The 24,157-nt window shown below is 57.7% G+C and carries 32 protein-coding genes; 14 read left to right on the forward strand and 18 right to left on the reverse strand.

Going from position 1 to position 24,157, the window contains the following annotated elements:
- Positions 1–356 precede the first annotated feature (356 nt).
- On the forward strand, positions 357–1,460 hold the full coding sequence (gene pip, locus SIB83_RS03685) for a prolyl aminopeptidase (protein ID WP_413746820.1): 1,104 nt from the start codon (positions 357–359) through the stop codon (positions 1,458–1,460).
- Between the two features lie 290 nt (positions 1,461–1,750).
- Here pip and SIB83_RS03690 read toward each other — a convergent pair whose 3' ends face one another.
- From SIB83_RS03690 to hisF, 5 genes are all read right to left on the reverse strand, one after another.
- Entirely contained in the window at positions 1,751–1,999 is a 249-nt protein-coding gene (locus tag SIB83_RS03690) for a DUF1651 domain-containing protein (RefSeq protein WP_413403689.1), read from the reverse strand.
- A gap of 153 nt (positions 2,000–2,152) precedes the next feature.
- Complete coding sequence (locus SIB83_RS03695) at positions 2,153–2,500, reverse strand: hypothetical protein (RefSeq protein ID WP_413746821.1); 348 nt, start codon at positions 2,498–2,500, stop codon at positions 2,153–2,155.
- 85 nt (positions 2,501–2,585) lie between these two features.
- Positions 2,586–3,287, reverse strand: coding sequence for a bifunctional demethylmenaquinone methyltransferase/2-methoxy-6-polyprenyl-1,4-benzoquinol methylase UbiE (gene ubiE / locus SIB83_RS03700; protein WP_413746822.1), 702 nt, complete (start codon positions 3,285–3,287; stop codon positions 2,586–2,588).
- A complete protein-coding gene (locus SIB83_RS03705) occupies positions 3,284–3,541 on the reverse strand; it encodes a hypothetical protein (RefSeq protein ID WP_413403692.1) in 258 nt (85 codons plus the stop codon). Before SIB83_RS03705 ends, ubiE begins: the two co-directional genes overlap by 4 nt.
- 48 nt (positions 3,542–3,589) lie before the next feature.
- Positions 3,590–4,369, reverse strand: a complete 780-nt coding sequence (gene hisF, locus SIB83_RS03710; protein WP_413403693.1) for an imidazole glycerol phosphate synthase subunit HisF — start codon at positions 4,367–4,369, stop codon at positions 3,590–3,592.
- Positions 4,370–4,446: 77 nt separating this feature from the next.
- Here hisF and SIB83_RS03715 point away from each other — a divergent pair, with 77 nt between their 5' ends.
- From SIB83_RS03715 to SIB83_RS03725, 3 genes are read left to right on the forward strand one after another with little or no spacing between them, the layout of a single operon-like run.
- Positions 4,447–4,695, forward strand: a complete 249-nt coding sequence (locus SIB83_RS03715; RefSeq protein ID WP_413406550.1) for a DUF2862 domain-containing protein — start codon at positions 4,447–4,449, stop codon at positions 4,693–4,695.
- A gap of 11 nt (positions 4,696–4,706) precedes the next feature.
- On the forward strand, positions 4,707–5,660 hold the full coding sequence (gene chlG / locus SIB83_RS03720) for a chlorophyll synthase ChlG (RefSeq protein WP_413746823.1): 954 nt from the start codon (positions 4,707–4,709) through the stop codon (positions 5,658–5,660).
- Positions 5,657–7,681 carry a transglycosylase domain-containing protein gene (locus tag SIB83_RS03725; RefSeq protein WP_413746824.1) on the forward strand — a complete coding sequence of 675 codons (2,025 nt, stop codon included), beginning with the start codon at positions 5,657–5,659 and terminating at the stop codon, positions 7,679–7,681. The genes chlG and SIB83_RS03725 overlap by 4 nt, the downstream gene beginning before the upstream one ends.
- Here SIB83_RS03725 and SIB83_RS03730 read toward each other — a convergent pair.
- A complete protein-coding gene (locus tag SIB83_RS03730; protein ID WP_413746825.1) occupies positions 7,659–9,002 on the reverse strand; it encodes a 16S rRNA (cytosine(967)-C(5))-methyltransferase in 1,344 nt (447 codons plus the stop codon). The genes SIB83_RS03725 and SIB83_RS03730 overlap by 23 nt on opposite strands.
- 365 nt (positions 9,003–9,367) lie before the next feature.
- On the opposite strand from SIB83_RS03730, the gene SIB83_RS03735 reads away from it, so the two are divergent.
- Positions 9,368–10,087: a phycobilisome rod-core linker polypeptide gene (locus SIB83_RS03735; protein WP_413746826.1), complete on the forward strand. Its 720-nt coding sequence runs from the start codon at positions 9,368–9,370 to the stop codon at positions 10,085–10,087.
- Here SIB83_RS03735 and SIB83_RS03740 read toward each other — a convergent pair.
- The gene (locus tag SIB83_RS03740) at positions 10,066–10,425 is read right to left on the reverse strand and encodes an MGMT family protein (protein WP_413746827.1); all 360 of its coding nucleotides are present in this window, start codon (positions 10,423–10,425) and stop codon (positions 10,066–10,068) included. The two genes, SIB83_RS03735 and SIB83_RS03740, sit on opposite strands and share 22 nt — an antisense overlap.
- Positions 10,426–10,522: 97 nt before the next feature.
- On the opposite strand from SIB83_RS03740, the gene SIB83_RS03745 reads away from it, so the two are divergent.
- On the forward strand, positions 10,523–11,578 hold the full coding sequence (locus tag SIB83_RS03745) for a hypothetical protein (protein WP_413746828.1): 1,056 nt from the start codon (positions 10,523–10,525) through the stop codon (positions 11,576–11,578).
- 63 nt (positions 11,579–11,641) lie between these two features.
- Here the strand turns inward: SIB83_RS03745 and SIB83_RS03750 are convergent, their stop codons facing one another.
- Positions 11,642–12,010 carry a glycine zipper 2TM domain-containing protein gene (locus SIB83_RS03750; protein ID WP_413403700.1) on the reverse strand — a complete coding sequence of 123 codons (369 nt, stop codon included), beginning with the start codon at positions 12,008–12,010 and terminating at the stop codon, positions 11,642–11,644.
- Positions 12,011–12,147: 137 nt separating this feature from the next.
- Here SIB83_RS03750 and SIB83_RS03755 point away from each other — a divergent pair, with 137 nt between their 5' ends.
- Positions 12,148–12,669 carry a hypothetical protein gene (locus tag SIB83_RS03755; RefSeq protein WP_413746829.1) on the forward strand — a complete coding sequence of 174 codons (522 nt, stop codon included), beginning with the start codon at positions 12,148–12,150 and terminating at the stop codon, positions 12,667–12,669.
- A gap of 17 nt (positions 12,670–12,686) precedes the next feature.
- Entirely contained in the window at positions 12,687–12,881 is a 195-nt protein-coding gene (locus SIB83_RS03760) for a hypothetical protein (RefSeq protein WP_413403702.1), read from the forward strand.
- 78 nt (positions 12,882–12,959) lie between these two features.
- On the opposite strand, the gene SIB83_RS03765 is transcribed toward SIB83_RS03760, so the two are convergent.
- A complete protein-coding gene (locus SIB83_RS03765) occupies positions 12,960–13,283 on the reverse strand; it encodes an AIR synthase (RefSeq protein WP_413746830.1) in 324 nt (107 codons plus the stop codon).
- Positions 13,268–13,402 (reverse strand): hypothetical protein, encoded by a 135-nt coding sequence (locus SIB83_RS03770; protein WP_413403704.1) that lies wholly within the window; start codon positions 13,400–13,402, stop codon positions 13,268–13,270. The genes SIB83_RS03765 and SIB83_RS03770 overlap by 16 nt, the downstream gene beginning before the upstream one ends.
- Before the next feature lie 62 nt (positions 13,403–13,464).
- Here SIB83_RS03770 and trmH point away from each other — a divergent pair, with 62 nt between their 5' ends.
- Complete coding sequence (gene trmH, locus SIB83_RS03775) at positions 13,465–14,154, forward strand: tRNA (guanosine(18)-2'-O)-methyltransferase TrmH (protein WP_413403705.1); 690 nt, start codon at positions 13,465–13,467, stop codon at positions 14,152–14,154.
- A gap of 26 nt (positions 14,155–14,180) precedes the next feature.
- Here the strand turns inward: trmH and SIB83_RS03780 are convergent, their stop codons facing one another.
- Both SIB83_RS03780 and SIB83_RS03785 read right to left on the reverse strand, forming a co-directional pair.
- Positions 14,181–14,441: a hypothetical protein gene (locus tag SIB83_RS03780; RefSeq protein ID WP_413403706.1), complete on the reverse strand. Its 261-nt coding sequence runs from the start codon at positions 14,439–14,441 to the stop codon at positions 14,181–14,183.
- A 21-nt stretch (positions 14,442–14,462) separates the two neighbouring features.
- Positions 14,463–15,281 (reverse strand): ABC transporter permease, encoded by an 819-nt coding sequence (locus SIB83_RS03785; protein WP_413406552.1) that lies wholly within the window; start codon positions 15,279–15,281, stop codon positions 14,463–14,465.
- A 92-nt stretch (positions 15,282–15,373) separates the two neighbouring features.
- On the opposite strand from SIB83_RS03785, the gene SIB83_RS03790 reads away from it, so the two are divergent.
- Together SIB83_RS03790 and SIB83_RS03795 are read left to right on the forward strand one after the other, a co-directional pair.
- A complete protein-coding gene (locus SIB83_RS03790) occupies positions 15,374–16,819 on the forward strand; it encodes a sensor histidine kinase (protein ID WP_413746831.1) in 1,446 nt (481 codons plus the stop codon).
- A complete protein-coding gene (locus SIB83_RS03795) occupies positions 16,816–17,184 on the forward strand; it encodes a hypothetical protein (RefSeq protein WP_413403708.1) in 369 nt (122 codons plus the stop codon). The genes SIB83_RS03790 and SIB83_RS03795 overlap by 4 nt, the downstream gene beginning before the upstream one ends.
- On the opposite strand, the gene SIB83_RS03800 is transcribed toward SIB83_RS03795, so the two are convergent.
- Genes SIB83_RS03800 through SIB83_RS03820 form a run of 5 tightly spaced genes read right to left on the reverse strand, consistent with a single transcriptional unit; the run spans position 17,135 to position 20,667 of the window.
- Positions 17,135–18,559, reverse strand: coding sequence for a sensor histidine kinase (locus tag SIB83_RS03800; RefSeq protein ID WP_413746832.1), 1,425 nt, complete (start codon positions 18,557–18,559; stop codon positions 17,135–17,137). The two genes, SIB83_RS03795 and SIB83_RS03800, sit on opposite strands and share 50 nt — an antisense overlap.
- A gap of 48 nt (positions 18,560–18,607) precedes the next feature.
- A complete protein-coding gene (locus SIB83_RS03805; protein WP_413746833.1) occupies positions 18,608–19,219 on the reverse strand; it encodes a prepilin-type cleavage/methylation domain-containing protein in 612 nt (203 codons plus the stop codon).
- Complete coding sequence (locus SIB83_RS03810; protein ID WP_413746834.1) at positions 19,212–19,751, reverse strand: Tfp pilus assembly protein FimT/FimU; 540 nt, start codon at positions 19,749–19,751, stop codon at positions 19,212–19,214. The genes SIB83_RS03805 and SIB83_RS03810 overlap by 8 nt, the downstream gene beginning before the upstream one ends.
- Complete coding sequence (locus tag SIB83_RS03815; RefSeq protein ID WP_413746835.1) at positions 19,748–20,161, reverse strand: type II secretion system protein J; 414 nt, start codon at positions 20,159–20,161, stop codon at positions 19,748–19,750. Before SIB83_RS03815 ends, SIB83_RS03810 begins: the two co-directional genes overlap by 4 nt.
- On the reverse strand, positions 20,158–20,667 hold the full coding sequence (locus SIB83_RS03820) for a hypothetical protein (RefSeq protein ID WP_413746836.1): 510 nt from the start codon (positions 20,665–20,667) through the stop codon (positions 20,158–20,160). Before SIB83_RS03820 ends, SIB83_RS03815 begins: the two co-directional genes overlap by 4 nt.
- Positions 20,668–20,786: 119 nt before the next feature.
- Between SIB83_RS03820 and SIB83_RS03825 the strand changes: the two genes are divergently transcribed.
- Positions 20,787–21,512 carry a response regulator transcription factor gene (locus SIB83_RS03825; RefSeq protein WP_413746837.1) on the forward strand — a complete coding sequence of 242 codons (726 nt, stop codon included), beginning with the start codon at positions 20,787–20,789 and terminating at the stop codon, positions 21,510–21,512.
- Here SIB83_RS03825 and SIB83_RS03830 read toward each other — a convergent pair.
- Positions 21,487–22,773 carry a sensor histidine kinase gene (locus SIB83_RS03830; protein ID WP_413746838.1) on the reverse strand — a complete coding sequence of 429 codons (1,287 nt, stop codon included), beginning with the start codon at positions 22,771–22,773 and terminating at the stop codon, positions 21,487–21,489. The two genes, SIB83_RS03825 and SIB83_RS03830, sit on opposite strands and share 26 nt — an antisense overlap.
- A 130-nt stretch (positions 22,774–22,903) precedes the next feature.
- Between SIB83_RS03830 and SIB83_RS03835 the strand changes: the two genes are divergently transcribed.
- Together SIB83_RS03835 and SIB83_RS03840 are read left to right on the forward strand one after the other, a co-directional pair.
- Positions 22,904–23,359 (forward strand): Tfp pilus assembly protein FimT/FimU, encoded by a 456-nt coding sequence (locus tag SIB83_RS03835; protein ID WP_413746839.1) that lies wholly within the window; start codon positions 22,904–22,906, stop codon positions 23,357–23,359.
- 261 nt (positions 23,360–23,620) lie between these two features.
- Positions 23,621–24,154 (forward strand): type IV pilin protein, encoded by a 534-nt coding sequence (locus SIB83_RS03840; protein WP_413746840.1) that lies wholly within the window; start codon positions 23,621–23,623, stop codon positions 24,152–24,154.
- The last annotated feature ends 3 nt before the right edge of the window (positions 24,155–24,157 follow it).

The raw sequence follows: 24,157 nt of genomic DNA on the forward strand, positions 1-24,157 counted from the left end.
TGAGAATCAGTTTCGTTTGCGCTGCTCTTGGGCGCTGCCTCGCATCGCAAACCACAACCCCTCAAAGCGTCAGCAACGCCCGCCTTGTCAACAGGAAGGGACCTCTGCGACTCATCCGCTTGACCCCACGCTGCCCAGCGACGATCAGAACCAGGAAGACTCGACACGCCCTGGTCGAGCCAATCCACTCAGCTCAACACGGCGCACCCCTTACGGGGCCTGCACGGCCACTGCTGGACGAATGCCCTTGACCAGCAGGAATTTGCGACCTGGAAGCCTCGCATTCAGCAACGTTCCAGGCACGGCCTGCAACAACAGATTGATGCAGACGGACGAAAGATCAGATGATTCATGGCATGACAGCCAACGGCTTACAGGCAACACCGAAGAACAGAATCAGGAATACAATGATTCAACATTTATATACCTGCTGTTTAAAAATGAGCACTCAACTTATCGGCGATGATCTTTACCCGCTCACCACTCCCTACCAGACCGGTTATTTAAAGACGAATGGTCATCAGATTTATTATGAAATAAGCGGCAATCCCGAAGGCCCAGCTGCCCTGTTCCTTCATGGCGGCCCAGGAGGAGGGACCTCTGCTCGTGATCGCTGTTTTTTCAATCCCGAGCATTACAGAGTTGTCTTGATGGACCAACGCGGGTCTGGGCAAAGCATCCCCAACGCGAGCAAAGACTACGGCGGCGCTCTTTTCAATAATTCAACGCAATATCTGATCGATGACATAGAACTCCTGAGAAAGGAGATTTCGGTGGATCAATGGCAATTGATTCTTGGTGGCAGCTGGGGTTCAACACTTGCGATTGCCTATGCCGAACAACACCCCAATCAATGCAAGCAACTGCTGCTCAGAGGCGTCTTCACCGCACTGCCTGACGAGATTGATGCCCTCTTTCAGAACGGAACGACAGCCAATCACTACCCCGAAGAATGGGATCAATACACTTCATACATCCAGAAAACCAGTCAAAACTGGAATCTGGAGAAACAGAATCTTCTTGCTGCCTACCAGCGGAGATTGTTCGATCCCTCAGAAAGACTGGAGGCCGCCAAAGCCTTTGCCGGATATGAGCTGTCTATTTCGTGCCTGCATGGAATCAATGACCGAGTGCGAAGCATCATGTCCAACCCGGAAAAACTAGTCCCATTTGCATCACTTGAGGTCCACTACATGCTCCAGGGGTGTTTTTTAAAACGAGGGCAATTGATTGAGAACGTCGATGCAATAAAAGACCATCGCATACATATCGTGCACGGCAGAAATGATTCCGTCTGCCTGCCACGAGCAGCCTGGAGACTCCTGAACGCTCTGAAAACGCAAGGCGCAGGAGACAATGTGACACTCAATTTTGTACAAGCAGCAGGCCACTCCGACAGCGACGAGAACATTGCCCGATCCCTCCGACAAGCAACTGATCAGTTAATCAACGATGCTTGATGCTCTTCAAGCCTTGGAACATTCATGGCTTAGAAGATGAGCTCCACGGGTAGGAAACAACACATTCGGGCATCGCTTGAAAACGTCATCCCTGACAGCCAACAAATACATCTCGGAGAAGAGCGAGTCGCATTCAGTAGCTCTTTGATCCTGCGTCACACTCGGGGGGACGCCACGTTGAACACAGACACTCTGTTCGGCATGGCTGCTCTTGTGATGACACTCGGATTTCTGCTCGCCGTCTCCAGCGCATTGCTGATCACCTGCGACCGCGACTGAACCAGGCTTGCCTAGGGCACAGCGTCTTCCCCCCATACCGGCGCCGTCTGCCGCCAACCGCTGCTCTCAAGACTCCTCCACAAGGCTTGGGCCTCTGACAAAGGCAAGTGTTGCCTTCGTTTCAGCAATGCGGGCGAGCCGTCAGCCATGGCCCGACCCAGATCAACGAAGACCAGAGGATCACGCACCCAGCTTCTGCAGTCCCGGTGAAAATGCATCGACCAGTAGCGCTCATGGTCAGTGAGCCAACCTTCAGGCACCTTCAATCATGACTAGTACTTCAGTACTAGCCTGCAAAGTGGCTGCCCGTCAACAGTCACTCCGAATCGGGAGACGGGATCAACAGGCTTGTCACTGCATAGCTCCGAAGTTGTGCCGATCAGGCAAACAACCAGGCCTTCAGATTCAGCCGATCAACTCAAAGAGAAACAGCGGCGCAGATGGGCGATTGCGTGGTGCCGATGGGGATGGCTGCGGCTCGGGCCCATGGTGCCCAGCCAGAAACTGCCATCTCCCTGGAAGACGAGAACGGGCTTACTGGCTCCTTTGCCATGGGTCTCCAGGAGCGACATACACAGCTTTTCAGCGACCTCCGCCCCCCTGGGACGAGAACGCAGACGACGCAGAACAGGATCGACCTGGGAGAACGACACGAAGCTGGCCTTCTGCGAGTCGGTGACCAGGATCATCCCGTCCAACCACTGAACCTCATCCAGCAGATCCTCAATGGAGGACAGCAAAGACGGCAACGGAAAGGCCATGCGTTTCTCCCCCGCTTCTTAATCATTCCTTCATAGTTCATCGGTCTCACCTGTCGCAAGCAGGGCGCATCGGGGGATTAAACTCTCACGCTCGAATCATGAGAAGGCCCATCAGCCCCCCCGCAACAGGGCGATGAAAGGCCTCGCGGAAACCGGCATCAAGAGCCAGCTGCTGTTGTGCAGGTCCATCGGGAAAACGTTCAAGGCTCTGCTCGAGATAGGCGTAGTGATCAGCAAGACCGATCCGGGACGCAACAGGAACCACAACCCGGCGCAGGTAGGTCCGCTGGAACAATGCCGCAGCAGTTCCCGAAGGCAGTCGGTTGAAATCAAGCAATCCGGCGCGGCCTCCATCACGCAGCACACGCCGAAGCTCCCTGAGGCCAGCAGCTGGATCAGCCAGATTTCGCAGACCGTAGGCCATCAAAGCCCCGTCGACACAGGCATCCGGCATCTCCAGGTTCAAAGCATCGCCCTGCTGCCAGCGCACCGGCAGCCAAGGTTCACGGGCCGATCGCCGGGCTGCGATCTCCAGTGGCGCAGCGGCCACATCCACACCGAGCACCGCGCCACCCGGGCGCAGTCGCCGGGCCAGAGAAAGGGCGAGATCACCTGTTCCGCAACAGAGATCAAGCCATTGCTCTCCAGGCCGCGGTGAGAGCTGGAGCACCAATTCCCGCTTCCACTGGCGATGAAGCCCGAAACTCAGCCAGTCATTCAGCCTGTCGTAACTGGGCGCTGCATCATTGAACAGCTGTTCAACGGCTTCTGCATCGCCAGGCTTCAAAGCGGCAGGCCACTAAGAGTCATCACCATCACAGTGGCGAGCCCAACGGCAGCTGAACAGACCATGCAGCCAGCCAGCATGAGCGAGAACTCTCCCTGGTCCATGGCGGCCTGCATCAACTGCAGGGCCCAGCCCACCAGGGCAACCACCACAAACACCAGCGAAATACCGAGGGGCAACACCCAGGTCGTGGGAATCAACGGCTGACCGGAAGAAACCGTCAGTGGCTCAATCGCGGAGAACAGGAGCTGCACTAAAGGATTGCGGCGGCGCAGAACAGTTCTTTACACATTAGGGAGAAGTCAAGTCTCTAGAGGCCGGATCATCAGTCCGCGACTGAGCAAATCCGCCTTGATTCCCTCAACGGTGAGGATTCCGTCATGAAGGAGGGATGCCAGCAGCGCCGCGGATGCCTGCCCGCCCTGGGGGCCAGCGTCGAGAGCCGCAGCGATGTGATCAAGACAACCGGCGCCTCCGGAAGCAATCACAGGCACGGGTACAGCCTGAGCAACCGCTCGCGTGAGCTCCAGGTCATACCCCGCCTGGGTGCCATCGCCATCCATGGATGTGAGCAGGATTTCGCCAGCTCCGAGTTCAGCAACCCGACGTGCCCAGGCGATCACATCCAGACCGGTGTTGTCACGACCGCCTCTCACAAAGACATCCCAGCCGCCTGTCTCACGGCGGCGGGCATCAATGGCCACAACAATGCACTGGCAACCGAAGCGATTCGCACCCTCCTTCACGAGCTCCGGTCTCCGCACTGCTGAGGAGTTGAGGCTGACCTTGTCAGCGCCGGCCCGCAACAGCTCGGTGATGCCCTCGACAGAGGCGATACCCCCTCCAACCGTGAAGGGAATGGTGACCTGCTCCGACGTTCTCCGGACCATCTCCACCAGGGTGCCGCGGCCCTCATGGGTGGCCGCGATATCCAGAAACACAAGCTCATCAGCTCCTGCCTGGCTGTAACGGCAGGCCAGCTCGACGGGATCCCCGGCATCGCGAAGTCCAACGAAATTCACGCCCTTCACAACGCGCCCTTTGGCGACATCAAGACAGGGGATCAGACGCAGGGCGACCATGGCATTCGATACACGGCTGTTAAGGTGCAACGTCTTTCCAAGCCTTGCAGGTCATGCTGGGAAAAGTTCTCAATCTGATCAAACGATTAACCGGCTCAGAACCTCTACCAACGCCGAAACTCGAATCAATTGAGGTCGGTAGCAAGGTGCGGGTGACCAGGGTTCGTGATCGCATTCCTCAGGACATGGTGAACCTGCTTAAAAGCGATGCCTTCGGCACTGTCACAGAGTTCCGCACTGTTGACGGCAAAGGCATCGGAGTGGTGGTTGAGCTGAGTGATGGTTCCAGCTCCTGGTTCTTTGAAGACGAGATTGTCGCGGCCTGAGGCCTTATTCCATGAGTGACACCCGACAGCTGCTCGGCATGAAGGGTGCCAGCGGCACCACCAGTATCTGGAAGCTGCGTCTGCAGCTGATGAAACCGGTGACCTGGATTCCGTTGATCTGGGGTGTTGTCTGCGGTGCTGCAGCTAGCGGCAATTACGAATGGAAACCTGATCATGTGCTTGCAGCTTTGGTCTGCATGGTGATGAGCGGTCCCCTGCTGGCGGGATACACCCAGACCATCAACGACTATTACGACCGCGACATCGACGCGATCAACGAGCCTTACAGACCGATTCCCTCGGGCGCAATCTCACTCGGGCAGGTCAGATTGCAGATCTGGGTGTTGTTGCTCAGCGGACTGGCCGTGGCCTGGGGGCTCGATCAGTGGGCCGACCATGACATCCCAGTGCTCTTCCTGCTGGCGGCTGGTGGATCGCTCGTCAGCTACATCTATTCAGCACCTCCTCTGAAGCTCAAACAGAACGGCTGGCTGGGGAATTATGCACTTGGCGCGAGTTACATCGCACTTCCCTGGTGGGCAGGTCAGGCACTCTTCGGTCAGCTCACCTGGGCGACCGCACTGCTGACCCTGGCCTACAGCCTCGCAGGACTCGGAATTGCCGTGGTCAATGACTTCAAGAGTGTTGAGGGTGACCGCGCCCTGGGGCTGCAGTCACTTCCAGTCGCATTCGGAATCGGGCCTGCAAGCTGGATCAGCGCTGGGATGATCGATCTTTTTCAGCTGATGATGGTTGCGGTGCTGATCGCAATCGGGCAGCATTTCGCTGCTGTTCTTCTCGTGCTGTTGATCGTGCCCCAGATCACCTTTCAGGACATCTGGCTGCTGCGCGATCCCGTGGCCTTCGACGTGAAGTATCAGGCGAGTGCTCAACCCTTCCTCGTGCTGGGAATGTTGGTCACCGCTCTGGCGATTGGTCACAGCCCTCTGACGCAAGGCATGTGATTCGAACCCGTCGTCATTGGATCCTGATCGGCAGTTCAGCCGTCCTGATCGGCAGTGGAGTCGCTCTGGCTCAATCCGCTGTCCTCAGTGCCTTTGATGCCACCCTTCCGGATGCGCGCGGTATCAGCCGTTTCAACAGACCGGGCACGACCACGCTGCTGGCCAGCAATGGAGAAGTGATCCAGAAGCTGGGGCCCGCAACCCGAGAAAAGATCCAACCTGGGCAGATGCCTCTGCTGGTCAAGCAGGCGTTCATCGCAGCCGAAGACAGGCGCTTCTACGACCACAACGGCGTTGATTTCTGGGGTATCGGCAGGGCAGTGGTGCGCAACGTCCGCCAGGGTGCCGTCCGGGAAGGTGCCAGCACGATCACCCAGCAACTGGCGCGAACGGTGTTTCTCAGCCAGGACCGCACGATCACCCGCAAGCTCAAAGAAGCAGCACTGGCCTACAAGCTCGAGCGACAGCTCAGCAAGGAGCAGATTCTCGAGCAATATCTCAACTACGTGTATCTCGGTGCCAGTGCCTATGGGCTGGCCGATGCGGCATGGGTGTATTTCTCCAAGACTCCGGATCAACTCAATCTTCAGGAGGCCGCACTGATCGCCGGTCTGCCTCCGGCACCCTCGGTGTACTCACCGCTTGTGAATCCAGAACTGGCACTGGAGCGGCGTGGAATCGTGCTGAATCGAATGGAGCAGGCAGGTTTCATCACCGCAAGCGAAGCGGAGCAGGCACGTTCAAGCCCGCTCGATCTCAAACCCGCCATTCCCAAATATTTCAACAGCTCAGCTCCCTACTTCACCAGTTGGGTCGCGCAGCAGTTGCCGCAGCTGCTCACCCCTGAGCAGCTGGAGGTTGGAGGCCTGAAGATCCGCACCAGCCTCAACCTCGACTGGCAGCGGAAAGCCCAGCAGGTGGTCCGGAAGTTTGCGCCGTACAACACTGAAGGGGTGATCGTGTCGATGGAACCAGGCACCGGCCTGGTGCGGGTGATGGTGGGCGGCAAGAATTTCAGCAGCAGTCAGTTCAACAGAGCAACGCAGGGACTGCGCTCACCAGGATCCACTTTCAAGCTGTTCCCCTATGCCGCAGCCATCAGTTCGGGAGTGAAGCCGGAAGACGTCTTTGTGGACTCTCCGCGTTGCTGGGCCGGGTACTGCCCCAAGAATTTCGGCAACAAGTACTTCGGCAATATCTCACTGGCAGACGCCCTCAAGAATTCGCTCAACACGGTGGCGGTGCAACTGCAGGACAAGGTCGGTTTCGACGCCATCATCAGCACCGCGAACAAGCTCGGCATCGGCAACGAGCGCCCGCTCGGCAAGTACTACCCGATGGCGATCGGTGCCTACGAGCAGACCGTGCTCGACATGACTGCGGCCTATGCGGCAGTGGCCAACCGCGGGGTGTACGTGAAACCAATGGCCATCGAAGAAATCCGTGGCCCTCAGGGCAATGTGATCTGGAGCCGGCGCATTGATGGTGACAAGGGGCGACGGGCCATCGACAGCGAAGTGGCCGATGCCATGAACTGGATGCTGCAGCGGGTTGTCACTGGAGGAACGGGTGGTGCAGCCCGACTCGACGATCGACCGGTCGCGGGCAAAACCGGCACCTCGGAAGGAGCCAGGGACCTGTGGTTCATCGGCTCAATCCCACAGCTCACCACTGCGGTGTGGTTCGGCTATGACAACAACGCTGAAACCCATAGCAGTAGCAGTGAGGCCGCCTGGGCCTGGAGCAGATTCATGACCCAGGTCAAGGACAACTATAACGTCGAGAACTTCCCTGCAAAGCCAGCCCTAAACCGTCCTCTCAAAGGCCCGACAAAGAAAGACCGCGCCGCAACAAGGGGCTCCGCTCCATCCACTCCAGGCGGCGGGGGTTACCAGTACCAGCCATACGGTGAAGGAGAGGCACCGCGACCCGTCACACCGGCCCCAGCTCCGAGGCGCTACATCGCTCCGGATGATGGCCCTCCAGTTGACGAGAATTTCAGGCCGCTGCCGGTGCAGTGATCGCTGCGGCATAGAAACCATCCCCCCCGCTGGGGTCAGGCCATCGCTGTTCCTCTGAATCGAGCACGAGACCGGGATGGCTCTCGAGCCAGCTGTGAATCTGTTCGCTGTTTTCAGCCGGATGGATGGTGCAGGTTGCATAAACCAGACGGCCTGCTGGGGCCAGCAGAGACAGCAGACCATCCAGCAAAACCTTCTGCAGCTTCACCACTTCAGCCACCGACTCCTCGGTGACCCTCCAGCGGGCATCGGGATGACGCGCCAGCGTTCCCAGGCCCGAACAGGGTGCATCCACAAGAATCCGATCAAATCCACCCCGCCACTGAGGCCGCTCCTGCACAAGCTGAGCCGCATCAGCGGCCAGGGCATGGATGTTGCTGAGGCCAAGCCGCGCGGCATTGGCGGCAACCCGCTGCAAGCGGCCTGGTGAACGATCCACAGCCCAGATTTCTCCCGCATCACCCATGAGCTCCGCAAGATGCGTGGCTTTGCCACCTGGAGCAGCACAGGCGTCGAGAATGCGCTGGCCAGGCTGAGGATCCAACAGCGGGGCCACCCACTGAGCCGAACGGTCCTGGACGCACCAGTCGCCCTCGTTGAAACCGGGCCATTGGCGCAGATCACCGGAGGGCTGCAGCACATGGAGCCCATCCGGGCAACCTGCGATCGGGGCTGTTCGAATGCCACATTCAGCGAAGAGGTCTGCCACTCGATCGGGTGTTGAGCGCAGGCGATTCACACGCAGATCGAGTGGCGGAACCTGATTGAAAGCCCTGGCGACGCGCTCCGCATGCCCCAGGCCGCACCACTGCAAAAGCTTACGGCTGAGCCACAGGGGCAACGAATGCTCCTGGGCCAGGGCAGCTGCTGGATCATCGGGCAGAGCCAGGCATTCGCCTGCATCACGGGATCGCAACGCTGAACGCAACAGCCCGTTCACCACCGGCGCCAACCTTGCGAGCTTGCCTTGCTTGGCCAGTTCAACCGTGGTGTTCACTGCAGCGGAGGCAGGAATGCGCTCCATGCGCAGCACCTGGTAGAGGCCTATGTGCAGAAGCCAACGCAATCGCGGTGGCTGCTTACGCGCTGGAACCTTGCCCAGTCGATCCAGCCAGCCATCGAGCCACTGGCGCCAGCGAATGGCCCCATACGAGAGCTCCGTGACAAATCCCCGATCAACAGGTGCAAGCGAGGTTCGACGCAGAGCCCGCTCCAAAGCAACATCCGCATAAGCACCGGCAGCAACCGCCTCCAGAACCTCCCAGGCAACACGGCGAGAGAGCAGAGCATCTCTTGATGAAGCTTCAGCAGATTGAGCCATGGAGGGGCTTCGCTGGCGTCAATCATCAGCCAGCAGCACCCCCCTGCTTTTGATTGAACGCATCCAGCAGGACGGAGCTCAGGCTGAAGCAGGCTGCCAAAGAGACAGCCACGAGGGTCCAGAAATAAAAATCAGCCAATACCAGAAATATTCATAATCACCCAAAAATGAAACCCAATTTCATAAAAATGAGCGAGAATTTTGACAAAATATCTTTTTTATTTGCGAAAGCGTAAGATTATTTCCTCCAAAGATTAGTTCGGCTCGAGACTCTCTTTGATACCAAGGACAAGTCCAAAATTGCCATGCTTTCGTCCACTTCAACTGCGACACAATTCGGCGGCGAACGTGCAACAAGGCAGCCCGTGAAACTGCGGAGTGGGTTCGCAGGCTCTGCTGAATCAGCGGAGGTCGATACCGCAATTGAAGAGGCCTACAAACATGTCTATGGCAATGCACATGTCATGGATTGCGAGAGATCATCCTCCCTGGAGGCTGAATTGCGCGACGGTCGGATCACTGTGCAGGAGTTCATCCGCGGGCTCGCCAAATCGGACTTCTACAGGAAGAACTTTTACGATTCCTGCTCTCCACAGAGAACCATCGAGCTGGATTACAAGCATCTGCTGGGCAGACCTCCTCACGATCAAAGTGAGGTATCCGCAGCCATTCAGATTCAGGCGTCACAAGGACATGACGCACTCGTGGATTCCCTGGTTGATTCAGAGGAGTACAGCCAGGCCTTCGGAGAGCACGGCGTGCCATTCGTGCGCTCCTGGCAATCGCAACCTGGATCAGCCCAGTCGGCCTTCAATCGCACCGCCGCGGTGTCTCTGGGCTATGCCTTCAGCGACAAGGCGATCGGGACAGGCTCCAGACTCAGCAATCAACTGGCTTCAGGGCGCGCCAGCACCATCACGTTTCCCGCCTCCGCCGAGGTCCAGTGGATGCGTGTCTCCAGCAGCTGGAGGGGGAATCAGCCACCACGCTGGGCCACACGGTTCGCAACGGTGTTCGTAATCGCTGGTGTCATCGAGGTCACTCGTCTGCTGGTGACGGTGGCCTACAGCGCCCTGAGTAACTGACCCATCTCGCTGATCTGCCCTTCATCAGGCATCCACAGGAAGCTTTTGAGGGGCAATCGGCCTTCAGGGTCCACAGGGATCCCCTCGGAGATCAGCAGCTCCCGCTGGATCCAGTCGGACCCCTCACGACTGAGGCTCATGGATATGCGGCCTTGAGCATTGACAACACGTTGCCAGGGAATATGGGATGGCAGGCCTAAGCGACGCAGAGCCCAACCCACCTGGCGAGCACAGCCATAGGCACCAATCCAGTCCGCAACCTGGCCATAAGTTGCGAGCTTGCCATGGGGAATAAGGGCCACGATTGAGTGGACACGCTGATCAAATACGGCCGCCATGCATCACATTTTAAAGTTGTTAATTGTGTCTCATACCAAATTCAAAATGATGATTTAACCCATACGCATCAGACTGGAAATCATCCAGCAGAGCACCATGCAGGCAACCTTACTCGCCGCGTTCACATCAGGGCTCACAATCCTGACCCCTGCAGCAAAAGAACTGAGGGCAAGCCCGATTACAGATTTTTCACAACAGACGCAACCCGCCATGATCAGCGGACTGGGTAAAGGATATTGCTGGGCCCACATTCCCTCTCCCAATGGGAAGATCACCAAACTGGAAAACTTTTGCGGTGGAGGTGGCGAAGGAGCCAAAGACATCAGCTGCAGCCCATTCTCTTATCGCCCATATCAATTCAATCTCGATCAAAACCCTCCGCTTAAATCAGTTTGTAGTGGTTCACCCTATGAAAACATCGTGGCAGGTGCACAATGGAATATGGGAGCAAGAAGCTGGGCAAGCTTCCCAAAGAGTGGGAGGAAGGATTACTGGGTCTTTCATAATTGCGACGGCGCCGGAATTCAACCAGACTGCCTTGGAGACATCAAATACATTGAACGATTTGATGGCAGTAACACACAACCTGGCTGCAAGAAAGGGCCCCACGGGCGAAACCATTGCACATTCACACATCCCAACTCAAAGACAACATTTGGTCAGATGAAGTACTGGTCTGGCTGGTATGGGTTCGGCAACGATGTGGAATCAGGAAAAATCTGTGGAGCTGGCAAGGATCTTGACCGTCGCTGGAAAGTCGACGTCTGCAACAAAATCCAGAACATCAACAACGGCAGCAATCCCTACAAGAATGTTTCAGGTGTGAAACACACATTCAGCTTCGCACTCTATCCCTGGGTCTGCGAGGCGGACTCCTTAATGCCTAACGCCAATTTCACATCCCCAAGCATGGATACCTACGGGGTAACGAGTGGGTGGAAATGCTATGCCGACAATGAGCCCGAAAACAATCAAGGGAAGGGCTGGCCTCCATTTATCGAGATTTATTTCGCAGGTCTTTTTGAAGAAAGCCCTGGGAAATATGTCTTAAAACTGGACAAGTGGATGATCAACAACAGCGATACACCAGAACTGATCGGCAAGGGCTACGCCATCTACCCATGCAACAGCGGAGACAATTGTGAATGGTGAGTTTGATGGCCTCACCATTCAGGCAGTAACAGCACTTGCGCAGCCCCCTCGGCACTGCGGCCATCAGCCGCCGTCGACCTGGCAGCCGATCAGAGCACCAGCAGCACCACCGACCGGTACACCGATCCAACGGCCCTGGCCACGAGACAGAACGGCACCGAGGCCGGCACCCAGAAGGCCTCCGATCACACTGCCCTCAACACAACTGTTGACATCTGCACCTATGCGGTTCCAGGCCGCCCGCTGAGCCGATCTGCGGGGTCGATAGAGATATTCACGACCGTTGTAGTAACCCCCATCGTCATATCTGCGGTCGTCGTGCGCCAGCGATGGAGTTGCCGTGAGTGGCAACAGGGCGGCAAGCGTCAGCAGCGCGGACAGACTCAGAGGAGCGGGCCTGTTCATGATGACTTCATTGATGGACAGAGCCATCCTGTTGGGACACATCCCTGAAGAGGTGACCGAACAACGTCGACACTGCATCCAGATATGACTGGGCTGAGTCGATAGCTCCGCACAGACTTCACGCGAGCAGAACCAGCCTGTGGAGCGCAAGAGGGGTAACGCCATTGACCCACCAACACATCCCAAGCATCTACGCGCTGCAGGATTCGGACATCCTGCACCTGCTTGCAGCCCTGCCGAACTCAACGATGGGGCGCCGCTACGGCTTCGCTTTTCAACTGATGGCCACCTATGGCCTCAAAGCGGCGGACCTGCGCTACCTGCAGGTTCGCAATCAGGACACGGAACTCTGGCTGCGTTCAGGCCGACATCGCGCTGAACTCAGTGGACGCCCCAACGAGCCCTGCAGACTTGAAGCCCTGACTGTTGTGAATGTCGACGGCACTCCGCAGGACTGGAACCTGGTGACTCGGGTCGCTCATGGAGAGCGATTGCCTCCCTTGGGCAGCGACTCAGAAGCAGACCAGCATCTGGAGACTTTCCTGAACGATCAACCTGCATGGCGAAAGATTCAGAACAACGCCTTGCTTGCCGCACAGAAAGCCATGGTCGACAGCTTCTATCAACGCTATGCCTGCACCACTCAAAACAGAGGCTGCCAATCACATCGGCATAATGGTGGATAAGGATCCAGATCTCAACAATGCCCGAGCCAGACAATATCCAGAGAGTCGAGCTGATTAACTACAAAAACGATGCAGGGAAGGAACTTCTGGGCCTTGGCATCGAACTGTCTGATGATCCGAACGGTGGCATCAAAGTGCGTGTCTTGATGGATCCACAAGTTGTGAGCGGCGTCACCGTCACTCCGCTCCAACAGAGCGGATGCTGCGGATAAACCAGCGTTGCAATCCGATCATCTTCGGCGGTTCAAGATTAAATATGAACAACAACAGCTCCACCACTGGTAACGATACTATTCAGCTCTGAAAGAGAAACAGTTTCCACACGACGACACATCAATCGTTTTACCGGAAAGAAAAAATCCTCCGCCGGAGAGTGACTCCTGGTAGTCAATCACCATTCCAGAAAACAAACTCACTTGCTCAGCCTTGGAGTAGAGAGTCACTCCTGACTCCCTGGAAATCGGCTCACCCGAATTACGGCCTGCCTTGAACACAATCGCGTGGTCCGAGCAGCCTCCGGACACGACTTCGGCATGCATTTCACCGGGTATGCCGGCAACAGCGGATTGACGCATGAGCTCCAAAGCCGCATTGGAGGTCAAAATCGTGCCCATCCCAGATCTCTGATTGCGATCACACCTATCAGCTGAAGTTGGCGACCGCCGGTGGTCATGACATTGGCGTGGGTAACAAATGCATTGAAGATCAACTGGATGCCGGTTGCAGCTTGCATGCAAACCTGAGCAATGCCCCCATGGCTGCCGGCATGCCTTCGCGCCTGCAGCACTCTCAGCGATGCCGATCCTTCCCCGCAGATTTCAGCGTCTGAAGCAGGTTCTGGACTGCCGGATGTCGGATCTCACCGTTCTGGTGGAGCACGTTGAAAAACCCCACAACCTCTCAGCCATCCTGCGTAGCTGTGATGCCGTGGGAGTTCTGGAAGCCCATGCGGTCAGCTTCAGTGGCAGGCCCCGAACCTTCAACAGCACCGCACAGGGAAGCCAGCGCTGGGTGCCTCTGCATGATCATGTCGACATCAGCAGCGCAGTACACCACCTCAAGACTCAGGGATTCAGGCTGTACGGAACGAACCTGGGGGTGAACGCGCGCGACTACCGCGACTGCGACTTCACCGGCCCCAGCGCCTTTGTTCTCGGTGCGGAGAAGTGGGGACTGACCGAAGAAGCCACCGCATTGATGGATCAGGCCGTGTTCATACCCATGCGCGGCATGGTGCAGTCGCTGAATGTGTCCGTGGCGACGGCCACCCTGCTGTTTGAGGCACTGAGGCAGCGCCAGACGGCTGGGGTCGCACCGTCTGGAGGGGAAGGAATTCCGGCGGAGCGCTACAGCGACCTGTTGTTTGAATGGTGCTATCCGGAGGTGGCGAACTGGTGCCGTGAGCAAGGCCGCAGCTATCCAGCCCTCACGGAATCAGGCGAAATTCTCGAACAACTGCCCCGCACCGCAAAGCTGCGATGTTGAGCAAAAAGCCTGCGGTCTGAACCTGTTTAAAACGGCATCAGCACGTCCTTGCTGCCTTGCGTGCGCTCCATCACAGGATGATTACGCCGCGCGGCCGGTAACCGCAGAGCGAACAGCAGAGCAAGAATTTCCAGGGGCAAACTGCGGCCGATGAACAGGACCACGAGCCCGAGGGCGATCGCCAGCATCTGCTCCAGCAGACCGATCACATCGTCAGGGTTGCTGCGGCCGGACACCCACAGAGTCACCATCAGCGTCAGCAGAGAAAGCGTGGCCCAGAACGGCATGATCTGATCAATCCTGCAATCTCACTTTGCCGCGTCCCGTCCCGTGCTGCTCACCCAGGCTTCGAGACCCTCACCCAGAAACGACAAACCCAGCACCAGCACGAACATCGCCAGACCTGGATACAGGGCCGTCCACCACACACCGGTGGGCACAGCTGCAAGAGCAAGATTGAGATCGCTTCCCCATTCCGGAACCGTTTCAGGAAGCCCCAGGCCGAGGAATCCGAGGCCGCCCAGCACCAGCACAGCATCGGCGGCATTGAGCGTGAGCAGCACAGGCACTGAGGTGATCACGTTGCGCAGCAGATAGCGGCGCAGGATCCAGACCGGTCCGGCACCGAGCGTCCGCGCTGCCTCCACGAACAGCTCGGCTTTCACCTGGGCTGTCTGATTGCGGACCACCCTGAAGTACTGGGGGATGTAAACCACACACAACGCCGCGGCCGCGTTGGGAACACCTCGCCCCAGCAGAAAAGCCAGCACCACCGAGAGCAACAGCACCGGCAGGGTGTAGAGGGTGTCCATCAGCAGTACAAGAACACGATCGACCCCTCCCCCCAGATAGCCGCTCACCATCCCCAGCGGAACACCGATCAGAAGCGCCAGGGTCACGGCAAGCAGCACCACCTGGAGAGCCACGCCGCTTCCCTGCAATGTGCGCACGCAGACATCGCGTCCAAGACGATCAGTGCCGCACCAATGCGCCATCGAGGGAGACGCGTAAATGGGATTGTCCAAACCAGCATTGGGATCCGGCAGCAGGCCAGCGGCTAGCAGCACAGGTGTGAGCAGGGCCACTAAGCCATAAATCGCCACGATCACCAGGCCCCAGCGGGCCATGCGAGCCGAAAGGCTGGGACGGGCAATGCCCAGAGGCGAGGCGGCAAAACTCACAGAGGAGCAATGTATTGATCCAACTCATTCTTGCTGGCATGCCCGTGAACAAGCAGGATGAGCTCATGAATCGTTCCGGCACCTGGCGATCTCGCCTGATGGCCACGATGCTTGGCCAGCTGCAACTGGCGACTTATACCGCAGTGATGCTCGGCTTCACCGGCGCCACCAGCACGGGGCTGTGGCTAAGCGAGCGCAGCCGGTTGAGTGTGGGTCAAGATCGCCTGGTGAGTGCATCGGAATCACTCGCCGTACGCCTAAAGGAAGAGGGACACCCAAACAAAAACGAACAGGTGATCCTGCAGGAACTTCAGGAACACTCAAGTGGACGCACAAAGCTCTGGCTGGAGAAACCTGACGGGAAGCTGCTGACTCCCAGGCGGGATCACCTTCCAATGCCAGATGGTCTGCTGAAAGCAGCGATGGCGGCAAACCCTCAAAGGAATCCTGGCCAATCGCATCTGATCTCTCTTCAAGAACGTGACTACCTCACCATGCTGAACCGGCGTCTCGAGTCGGGTGATGAGCTCTGGAGCAGCACTGAGATCTCTCGCCTGGGCGCTGCGCAGAACGAATTTCTCGCCTGGATGATTCTGATCTGGGGAGGATCTCTCGGTGCTTCCCTGCTGCTGGTCAGCCTCTTGGTAAAAAAGATCACCAGACCGTTGCAAGAACTCAGCAAGCGCAGCGCCGAACTCACCGCTGAAGGCCTGCAGACAGCCGCCTTGCCGGTGCCCAGGGGACCGGAGGAACTCAGCCAGCTCACCCGCACCTACAACGCACTCACCGAGCGACTTGCCCAGTCCTGGAGCCAGCAGCGTCAGTTCGTGAGCGCCGTGAGTCATGAATTGCAAGCACCACTGACCCTTGTATCGGGCTCTCTGAAACGCGTGATCCGCAAGGCCCCGGAGCTGGAAGCACAACTGGTTCAGCGCCTGCAGGACGCTGAAGACGAAACGGTCGGCATGCAACAGCTGCTCAATGACCTGCTCGACCTTTCACGCAGTGACTCCGGGCGGTTGCAGGTGAAACAGGAGCCTGTGGATCTGCGGCCTTTGCTGAAGGAAGTGGTTCGCGCCCAGGGAGCGGCCCTGGATCGTGAACTGCCCCTGGAGCTGCCATCGGAAGGACACTCCACCACAGCGCTCGGTGATGCCGCCAGGCTGCGCCAGGTGTTGCTCAACCTGATCGAGAACGCTCACAAGTACTCACCCCCTGAACAACCCATCCAGCTGCGTCTGCGATCCGGCAGCAATGGGCTGGTGCTGGAAGTGGAGGACCGTGGCATCGGCATTCCCTTGCCGGACCAGGCCTATGTGTTCGATCGCTTCCATCGGGGCGCCAACACCACGGGGCAGAGCGGCAGCGGCGTGGGACTCTCAGTTGTAAAACTGCTGCTGGAGGCAATGGGTGGCAGCATCGATGTCAGAAGCGAACCCGGTATGGGCAGCTGCTTTCGCATTCAACTGAGGCGAACCCCATGATTGCCTACCTGATTCTGATTTCGCTGCTGGTGCCGGCCAATCTCTGGGCATCAATCACACCCCATCTGCACACCGATCTGAGCATGCGCCTGCTGCATGGCGTGTCGACGGTGGTGTTACTACCTCCACTGGTCAGCATGTGGCGTCAACGCCGGCAGATTCAACGGCTGCCAGCCCTGCTGCTGGCGAGCTTTGCCGTGGTGCTGGTGGTGGTCAACAGCAAGATCACCGCCATGGGAATGGGTGTGGAGTACGGCTGGGTTGACCACCTGTTCCTGGCAATCGCCTGCCTGGCGGTGCTGAGCTTCTACCTGCTCAGTGATGAAGAGGATGAGCTTCAGGAGCAGCAGACGCGCACCTCCTGAGGCTCAGCCCGAAAACGGCACCACCACCTTCTGCATCTCCAATCGACACGCTGCCTCCCATCTGCTCGACCAGCGTCTGCACCACCGCCAGCCCGATGCCACTACCAGGGATCTCGGCGCTGTTGCGGCCACGGCGGAAACGCTCAAACACCAACTCCCGCTCCTCCCTGGGGACTCCCGGGCCACGGTCGCGAACCTGCAGGATCAGCCTCTCTGTCTGGCAGAAACAGTCAATCTCCACCGGAGAAGCAGACGGGCTATATCGGCAGGCGTTGTCAAGCAGATTGACCAGACACTGCACAACAGCATCACGATCAGCGAAGACCTCGATCAACCGGGAATCAAGTGCATCCTGGGAGATCACCACAATCCGCGGCTGTTCCGCTGGCTCGACCAGTGCGATGGCCTGCTGAACCAGATCAACAACGCATAGAGGCTGGAAAGTGAGGGTCTGACTGCTGATCTCGGCGCGAGTGATCGCCACCAGGTCGCTCACCAGTTGCCCCAGATGGCGAAGTTCATCCGCCACGATCAGCAGTTGCCGTTGCTGATCAACCGTGAGGTTGTCGCCGCGGCGCATCAGCCTGCGGTTGTAGCCGCCAATGATCATGAGGGGGTTGCGCAGCTCATGGCTCACACTGCTGGCGAACTGTCGCTGACGCTCAAGGGAATTCGCCAGGCGGCCCTCCAGATCATTGACCGCAACAGCCAGAGGCTTCAGCTCCAGTGGCAGCTGGTCGGGCTCAATGGGTTGATGCTGCAGTGGCTTGGAGCGTAATGCCTCCAACGTGCCTCCGAGATGCGTCAGAGGCTGCAAAGCACGTTCAATGCCGCGGCGATGAAGCAGAACTGATAACAGTGCGGCCAGAACGGCGGCAAGCAACAACCACATATTCAGTTGACGCTGAAACGACACCTCGGCAGAGACATCATTGAGCAGATACAACCGAAAGGGGTTGCCGTTCAGGTTCAAGATCCTGCTGGTGATCATGTAACTGCTGCTGCGATTGCGGAACAGCAGAGGTCTGGTCTGGTTGTGAGCAAGTTGCTCAGCCCGTTGGCGCAGATCCGCAGGGGGATCAGCCAACCCAGCATCAACAGACTTCTGGCCTTCCAAGTGCCCCCACAACGCCAGATTGGAGCTGGAAAACGGACCGAACCGGCGTTGTAGCTGTTGAGGTTGGCCCGCCAGGGCGACGTTGCTGCGCAGCACACGTTCAGCCCGCTGCATTGTGATCAGCTGTCGCTGGTGGCGCTGCTGCCTGAACAGCTGAACATTCACCAGCAGCAAGAGGCCATACCCCAGCACCACTGACAGCAGAGCGGACCGCTCCAAACGCCGCCGGGTCGAGATTTGCTCAACACCAGCGTTCATAGCGACCCTCTTCCAGCCGCAGAAGAGATCGGCAACCTGCTCAGGTTTTCAAGCCGCCAGACGACTGCGCAGTGATCGCCGCTTTCCAGAACCGGTCGGCAACTGCTGTTCGATCTCCAGCTCCAGCACAGGCCATTGCGGGTGCGGGCGTGCCGTGAACCCTGATCCGATCTCCAGGGGAAGCGCATCCAGCAGCACCCGATTCTGAAAAGCACCCCGGAGATTAGGCACGCCATCGAGGCTGTAAGCCGGGCCACAGCGCATCAACACCTGACCACGCCAGATCGCAGCAGGAGCTGAGCCCACTGAGTAGACGATTGCGTCCTCACCGCGCGCCTGAACATCATCAGCGTGGGTTGCAATGGCCAGCACCGGACGACGACCCGCCATGCGGCAGGGCCAACGATTGGAGACGGGTGGGTCGACCATCCAGCTATGGGCCGATCCCAGTTCCGCACGGATCAGCTCCAGACTGCGGCGCTGGCGTGAGCTTTCACTCAGGCGCATCGCCATCGCCCTGCCCAGCTGCAGATCGGCACCGATCAAGCGCAGCATCAGTACAAACAACAACGTGCCCAGGCTCAGAGCCAACAGCAGTTCCAGCAGCGTGAAGCCAGCAGAGCCATCTGGATGGCATGACCCTCTCTGCATCTCAGCCATCCTGAGCCCTGGGGCGGCAACCCGTGCTGCGGGGAGACGCTCCCATCACGGGAGGATCTCCCTGATAGGTGCCAATCCGGCTCACACCCAACGGCAAACTCACCACCAGGCAGAGGCTGCGGGCCACACGCGCATGGCTGAGCACGGTGGTACCACCATCAAGCAGCAAGCCGTTGGCCGACACACGAATCACTTCCGGCAGGTTGGTGTGCACCTGAATCGGCCCCTGCTCGAAGGCCTCCTGCAAGGAGATGCCGATCCCTGAGCAGGGAGCCAACGAGCCCGGCAGATTCTGTTGCTCGGACTCCAGCCAGGCCTCGCTGCCAAGGCTGATCCCGCAGGCCTGCTGCGCACGTCGTGCCGCCAGGCGTGCCCGTTCCAGACCCAGCTGCAAACGCCGGGCCGCCGCATCAAGCTGCAGCCGATCACGATCAGGGCTGCTGTTCGGCACAACCAGTGAGGCGATCATCCCCACAATAGCAACCGTGACCATCAACTCCACAAGGCTGAATCCAGCGCCCGAATGCTTCATGACCTGCAGAGCCCGTAGGCCGCGGGGCTGAGCAGCTGGCGGCGCTGCAACAGCACCTCAGCATCGGCGTCCAGCACAGACAGTTGCTGCCAGATGCCGATCTGCTCAGGGTCCGCAACCCACTGCCGAGTGATGCCCTCGGGCAACGGCACAGCCTGATCCAACGCAGCAGCGAGGGCGCCAGCGTCGAACAGGCATGGATCTGAACCAGACCTCAACAGGTTGAGCGGAGAGCCATGAAGCGCGAGCCAGCGATGACTGGCCAGCTGCAAGAGCTCAAGCTCATCAGCCTGCTGCTGCAGCCTGCTGCTCTGCTGCCAGGTCGCCGTCGCCTGGCTCCACACGCCAAGGGCCGCACTGCTACTGACTGCCAACAACAGCGATGCAACCATCACCTCCGGCAGGCTCATGACAGGGGCTCCGAGCTATCGCGCCCGATCAGCTGCACGGCACTGATGCCCAGGATCTGGGCCTGATCAGCATCCAGCTTGAGCCTGAAGCTGGCGCGACGACCATCGGCGAGCGCCAGGCGCAGATCCCCCGATCCGGGAGCTGGTTGCCATGACAGCAGTTGCCAAGGCTGATCAGCCACGCGGCCCTCCATCAATGATGCGGGCTCAGCGCCGGAACAGCTGTGCTGGCGTTCGGGCCAGTCAGCAGAGGGCCATTGCAGCAGGCAGGCCTGCCGACCAATGGCCATGGTCGTGAAGGCCTGGGCGGCTGAACGCAGCAGATCGGCCGACTGATCCCGCTCCATCGCAGCCTGCAAACGCAAGCGACCCTTGAGGCTGAGGGTGTGAATCGAGGCGCTGCCCAGCAGCAACACGGCGGAAGCGGTCAGTGCCAGGGGAAGGACAAATCCTGACGCTTGCGGCTTCGGCCTGGCAAACAACGACTGGCGGGATTCCAGCAACAACACAGCAGTGCTTCACGACTGTGCCGAGCATTCCCCCGAAAACACAGATCCCCCGATCGGGGGAAGCAATAGAGCAATAGGTGTGAAAAGATACAAATGACCGTCAAATCCGAACAAGCATGGGTGGCTCAGCGGTGGATGCCAGCAGCAGCCGCAGCAGAGTGCTGGTGGTTGATGACGATCCGGAACTGCTGCAGTTTCTGCAGGACGAGTTCAGCCAGCAGGGGATGGCCTGCGGCAGCGCCACTTGCGGCGGCGATGCGCTGCTGAAGCTGAGACAGGAAAGTTTTGATCTGGTTGTGCTCGACTGGACCCTGCCGGATTTCGATGGCACCGAGATCTGCCAGCGTCTGCGCAGCAGTGGCGACACCACGCCTGTGCTGATGCTGACCGCACACGACGATATTGATGACCGGGTGCAGGCACTGGACCTGGGCGTTGACGATTACCTCACCAAACCCTTCGAGCTGAAGGAATTACACGCCCGCGTCCGCGCCCGCCTGCGCCGGGGCCAGTTTGCAAGTTCTGAACGCGCCAGAGACAGCCTCAGCCTTGGCGATCTGCAGATCGACCTGATCGAACGTCGAGTGCAGAGAGAAGACAAAACATTGTCTCTCTCCCAACGTGAGTTCAACCTGCTCACCTACCTGGTGAAGCACAACAACGAAGTGCAGACCCGGCAACAGATCCTGGAGGGGGTGTGGGGCAAACCATTTGTGGGCGATCCCAACTCCCTGGATGTGTACATGGGTTACCTGCGCAAAAAAGTTGAGGTCAAAGGTGAACCGCAGCTGCTGCAAACCGTGCGCGGCGTGGGCTTCATGGCTCGGCTACCGCAAGCCTGAACCGCAGCTGCATATCAGCTCCTCCACCTGAGGCGTCAGCAATCACAAGCTCACCTCCCATCAACTGCATCAGCTCGCTCACCAGAGACAATCCGATCCCCATACCGCGGGTGCTGCTGGAACTACTACCCCGCTTGAAACGTTGCAAAACCAGCGAGCGTTCTGATGCAGCAATGCCAGCACCCTGATCCAGCACATGCAGCACCAACCAGTCACCGGCTGGCTCGACCTGGAGACGCACAACGCCGGAGCTGTAAAGCAGAGCGTTGCGAATTAGCTCCTGCAGACACTGCTGGAGTTTCTGAGGATCAGCCATCAAGGCGGGCCATGGCTCAGCACCTGGCAGAGACAGTTGCACACGACCTTGCGCGAGGCTTAACGACGATTCGTAGGCATTGAGCAGCTGTTCGCCAGGATCTAGTAGCTCACTGTGTACGACAAGTTTTCCAGCGTCAATTCGCGCCAGATCGCGCATCACATTGAGCAGATCAGCCATCCGCCGGGCTTCTGAACTGATCATCTGCGCCGAACGCTCTGCAGATACCGGCAACGCCTGCCGCTGCAGCCGCTGGGAATAGCCGGAGATCACCGTGATCGGAGTGCGCAGTTCATGGGTAACTCCATCCACGAAGGCTCGCTCACGCCTCCAGGCAGCAGCGAGACGTTGCTGGAGATTGTTGAACGCCAGCGCAATGGAACGCAGTTCCTGGGGTTGCGTTGCAGGATCCAACAGGTTCTCGCCAAGGTTGTCGGCCTCGAGCTTCTGCAGCTGCCTGTCGAAATCATTGAGAGGAACCACCAGCCCGCGCCGCAGCACTGGCCGCAGCAGTAACGACGTGAACAGGATCGACACGCCGGCCGCTGCGATCAGCAACAGGTGTGTCATCCGCTGTCGCTCGAGTGATTGCGTAACGTTCTGGCGGAGCCGAAACCAGCGCTGTTCACCATCTGACGACCGCAGCCTGCTGATGCTCACCAACCAGCGCTCGCCGGAGGCATCGGTTTGCAAGCGTGGAGTCTCCGCTGGCCCAACCGGCAACAGCGTCACCTTCAGGCCAAAACTGCTCAGAGGCACTGAATCCAACCGGCCTGCCAGAACTTGCGGAGCCAATGACTGCACCAGGCGTTGATGACGCTCACGTCGCTGCAGATCAGCGAACGCAGTGCTGAGAACAAACAGCATTGCGTATCCGGCAACAACCGTGAGCAGGGCGGTGGACTGAAGCCACACCCGCAGCGAAGGCAGCGACTGGCGTTTCAAAGAATGAGTGGAAACCTAAGAGCCTTCTTAGAGAGCTCTAGCCATCCTTACCCGTTTAGCCCAATCAAAAAAGGGATGCTGAATCTGTCAGCACAAGACGTGCTCAACCATTCACAAACAACCCTTAGCCATGACCACTTTCAACAGCCGCCTTCAGCTGGCCATGCTCAACCGCAAGAAAGGTCGCAACGCACTTGAAAAGGGCTTCACGTTGGTGGAGCTGATGATCGTTGTTGTCGTTGTCGGTGTTTTATCAGCCGTTGCCCTACCTAACTTCCTTGGTGTAAAAGACAAAGCAACAGTTAATGCGGAAATTGGCGAAAATATTGGATTGGCGAAAGAATGTTCTGCTGCAATTCTAATTGGTGGACCATACCCAGATAATTGCAACGGCGGAAATGCAGCTACGGCTCCAGATGAAGATGTTGTTTACAGAACAGATGCTACAGCGACAGCCGCCAATGCAGGCACAATTAATTGTGGAGTCGATGAGACCACCGGTGATGCCATTCAACTAGGAGATGGTGAAGCATGTGAAACGACTGTTGACTTCACCACTGGTGGCATATCATCCGCACCTGTCTAACTCTAAGGTATGAGCAAAAACTAATATCAATCAGGACTGAAGTACAGAGCGGTTGATAACTCCGCTCTGTCTCACGCAAGCGAAGACAAAACTTGTCTAGCAAAACTCCAAACTCTCCGCTCAGCTTCCTGACACTTGAAATCAAAGAGAAGCCAAAAATATTACGTCAAAAAACATATTTTACCCCCTGAATCACGCCTTCAAAAAACTCTCACATATGTATATTTCTAAACCATTCAATTCACAAAAGAGGCAGGAAGAATGAATCAATCAACAACTCCATTGACCAACAAAACTCAAATAAGAAAAATGTCAGGCTTTAGTCTTACTGAAGTTCTAACGGTCACTGCAATAACTGGCATTCTCAGCTCAATAGCGATACCTCAATACTTCGACCAGATCCAACAAAGCAATAACAAAAAAGTGCAATCAATTGTATCTACTATTCCTACGACTATAGGCGCTTACATCGATGCGACTGGCGAGCTACCCACGAAATGGGACGAACTTTCAAGTATCGCTGCGGTGATGACCAATGATGGGCCTGCAACTGGCGAACTTACCTCACCAATCATTCTTCCGAATGGAAACTTTGAACTCTCTGTTGCTGGACCAACGGAGTCTATTTATACATTAACAGCAACACCCAGAGTCATTAACAACGAAACTGGAGAGCCTGAAGAGACAGACGAAGACAGATTTGCAATCCAATCTTGCTTCAACGTAAGCAATGGTGCAAGTGACTTGAAAAGCGGAATAGGCATCGAAAATGAAGACGTTCTTAACTGTGGCTAAATC

It is taken from the genome of Synechococcus sp. MIT S9507 (assembly GCF_047304715.1).
Taxonomy (GTDB): Bacteria; Cyanobacteriota; Cyanobacteriia; order PCC-6307; family Cyanobiaceae; genus Synechococcus_C.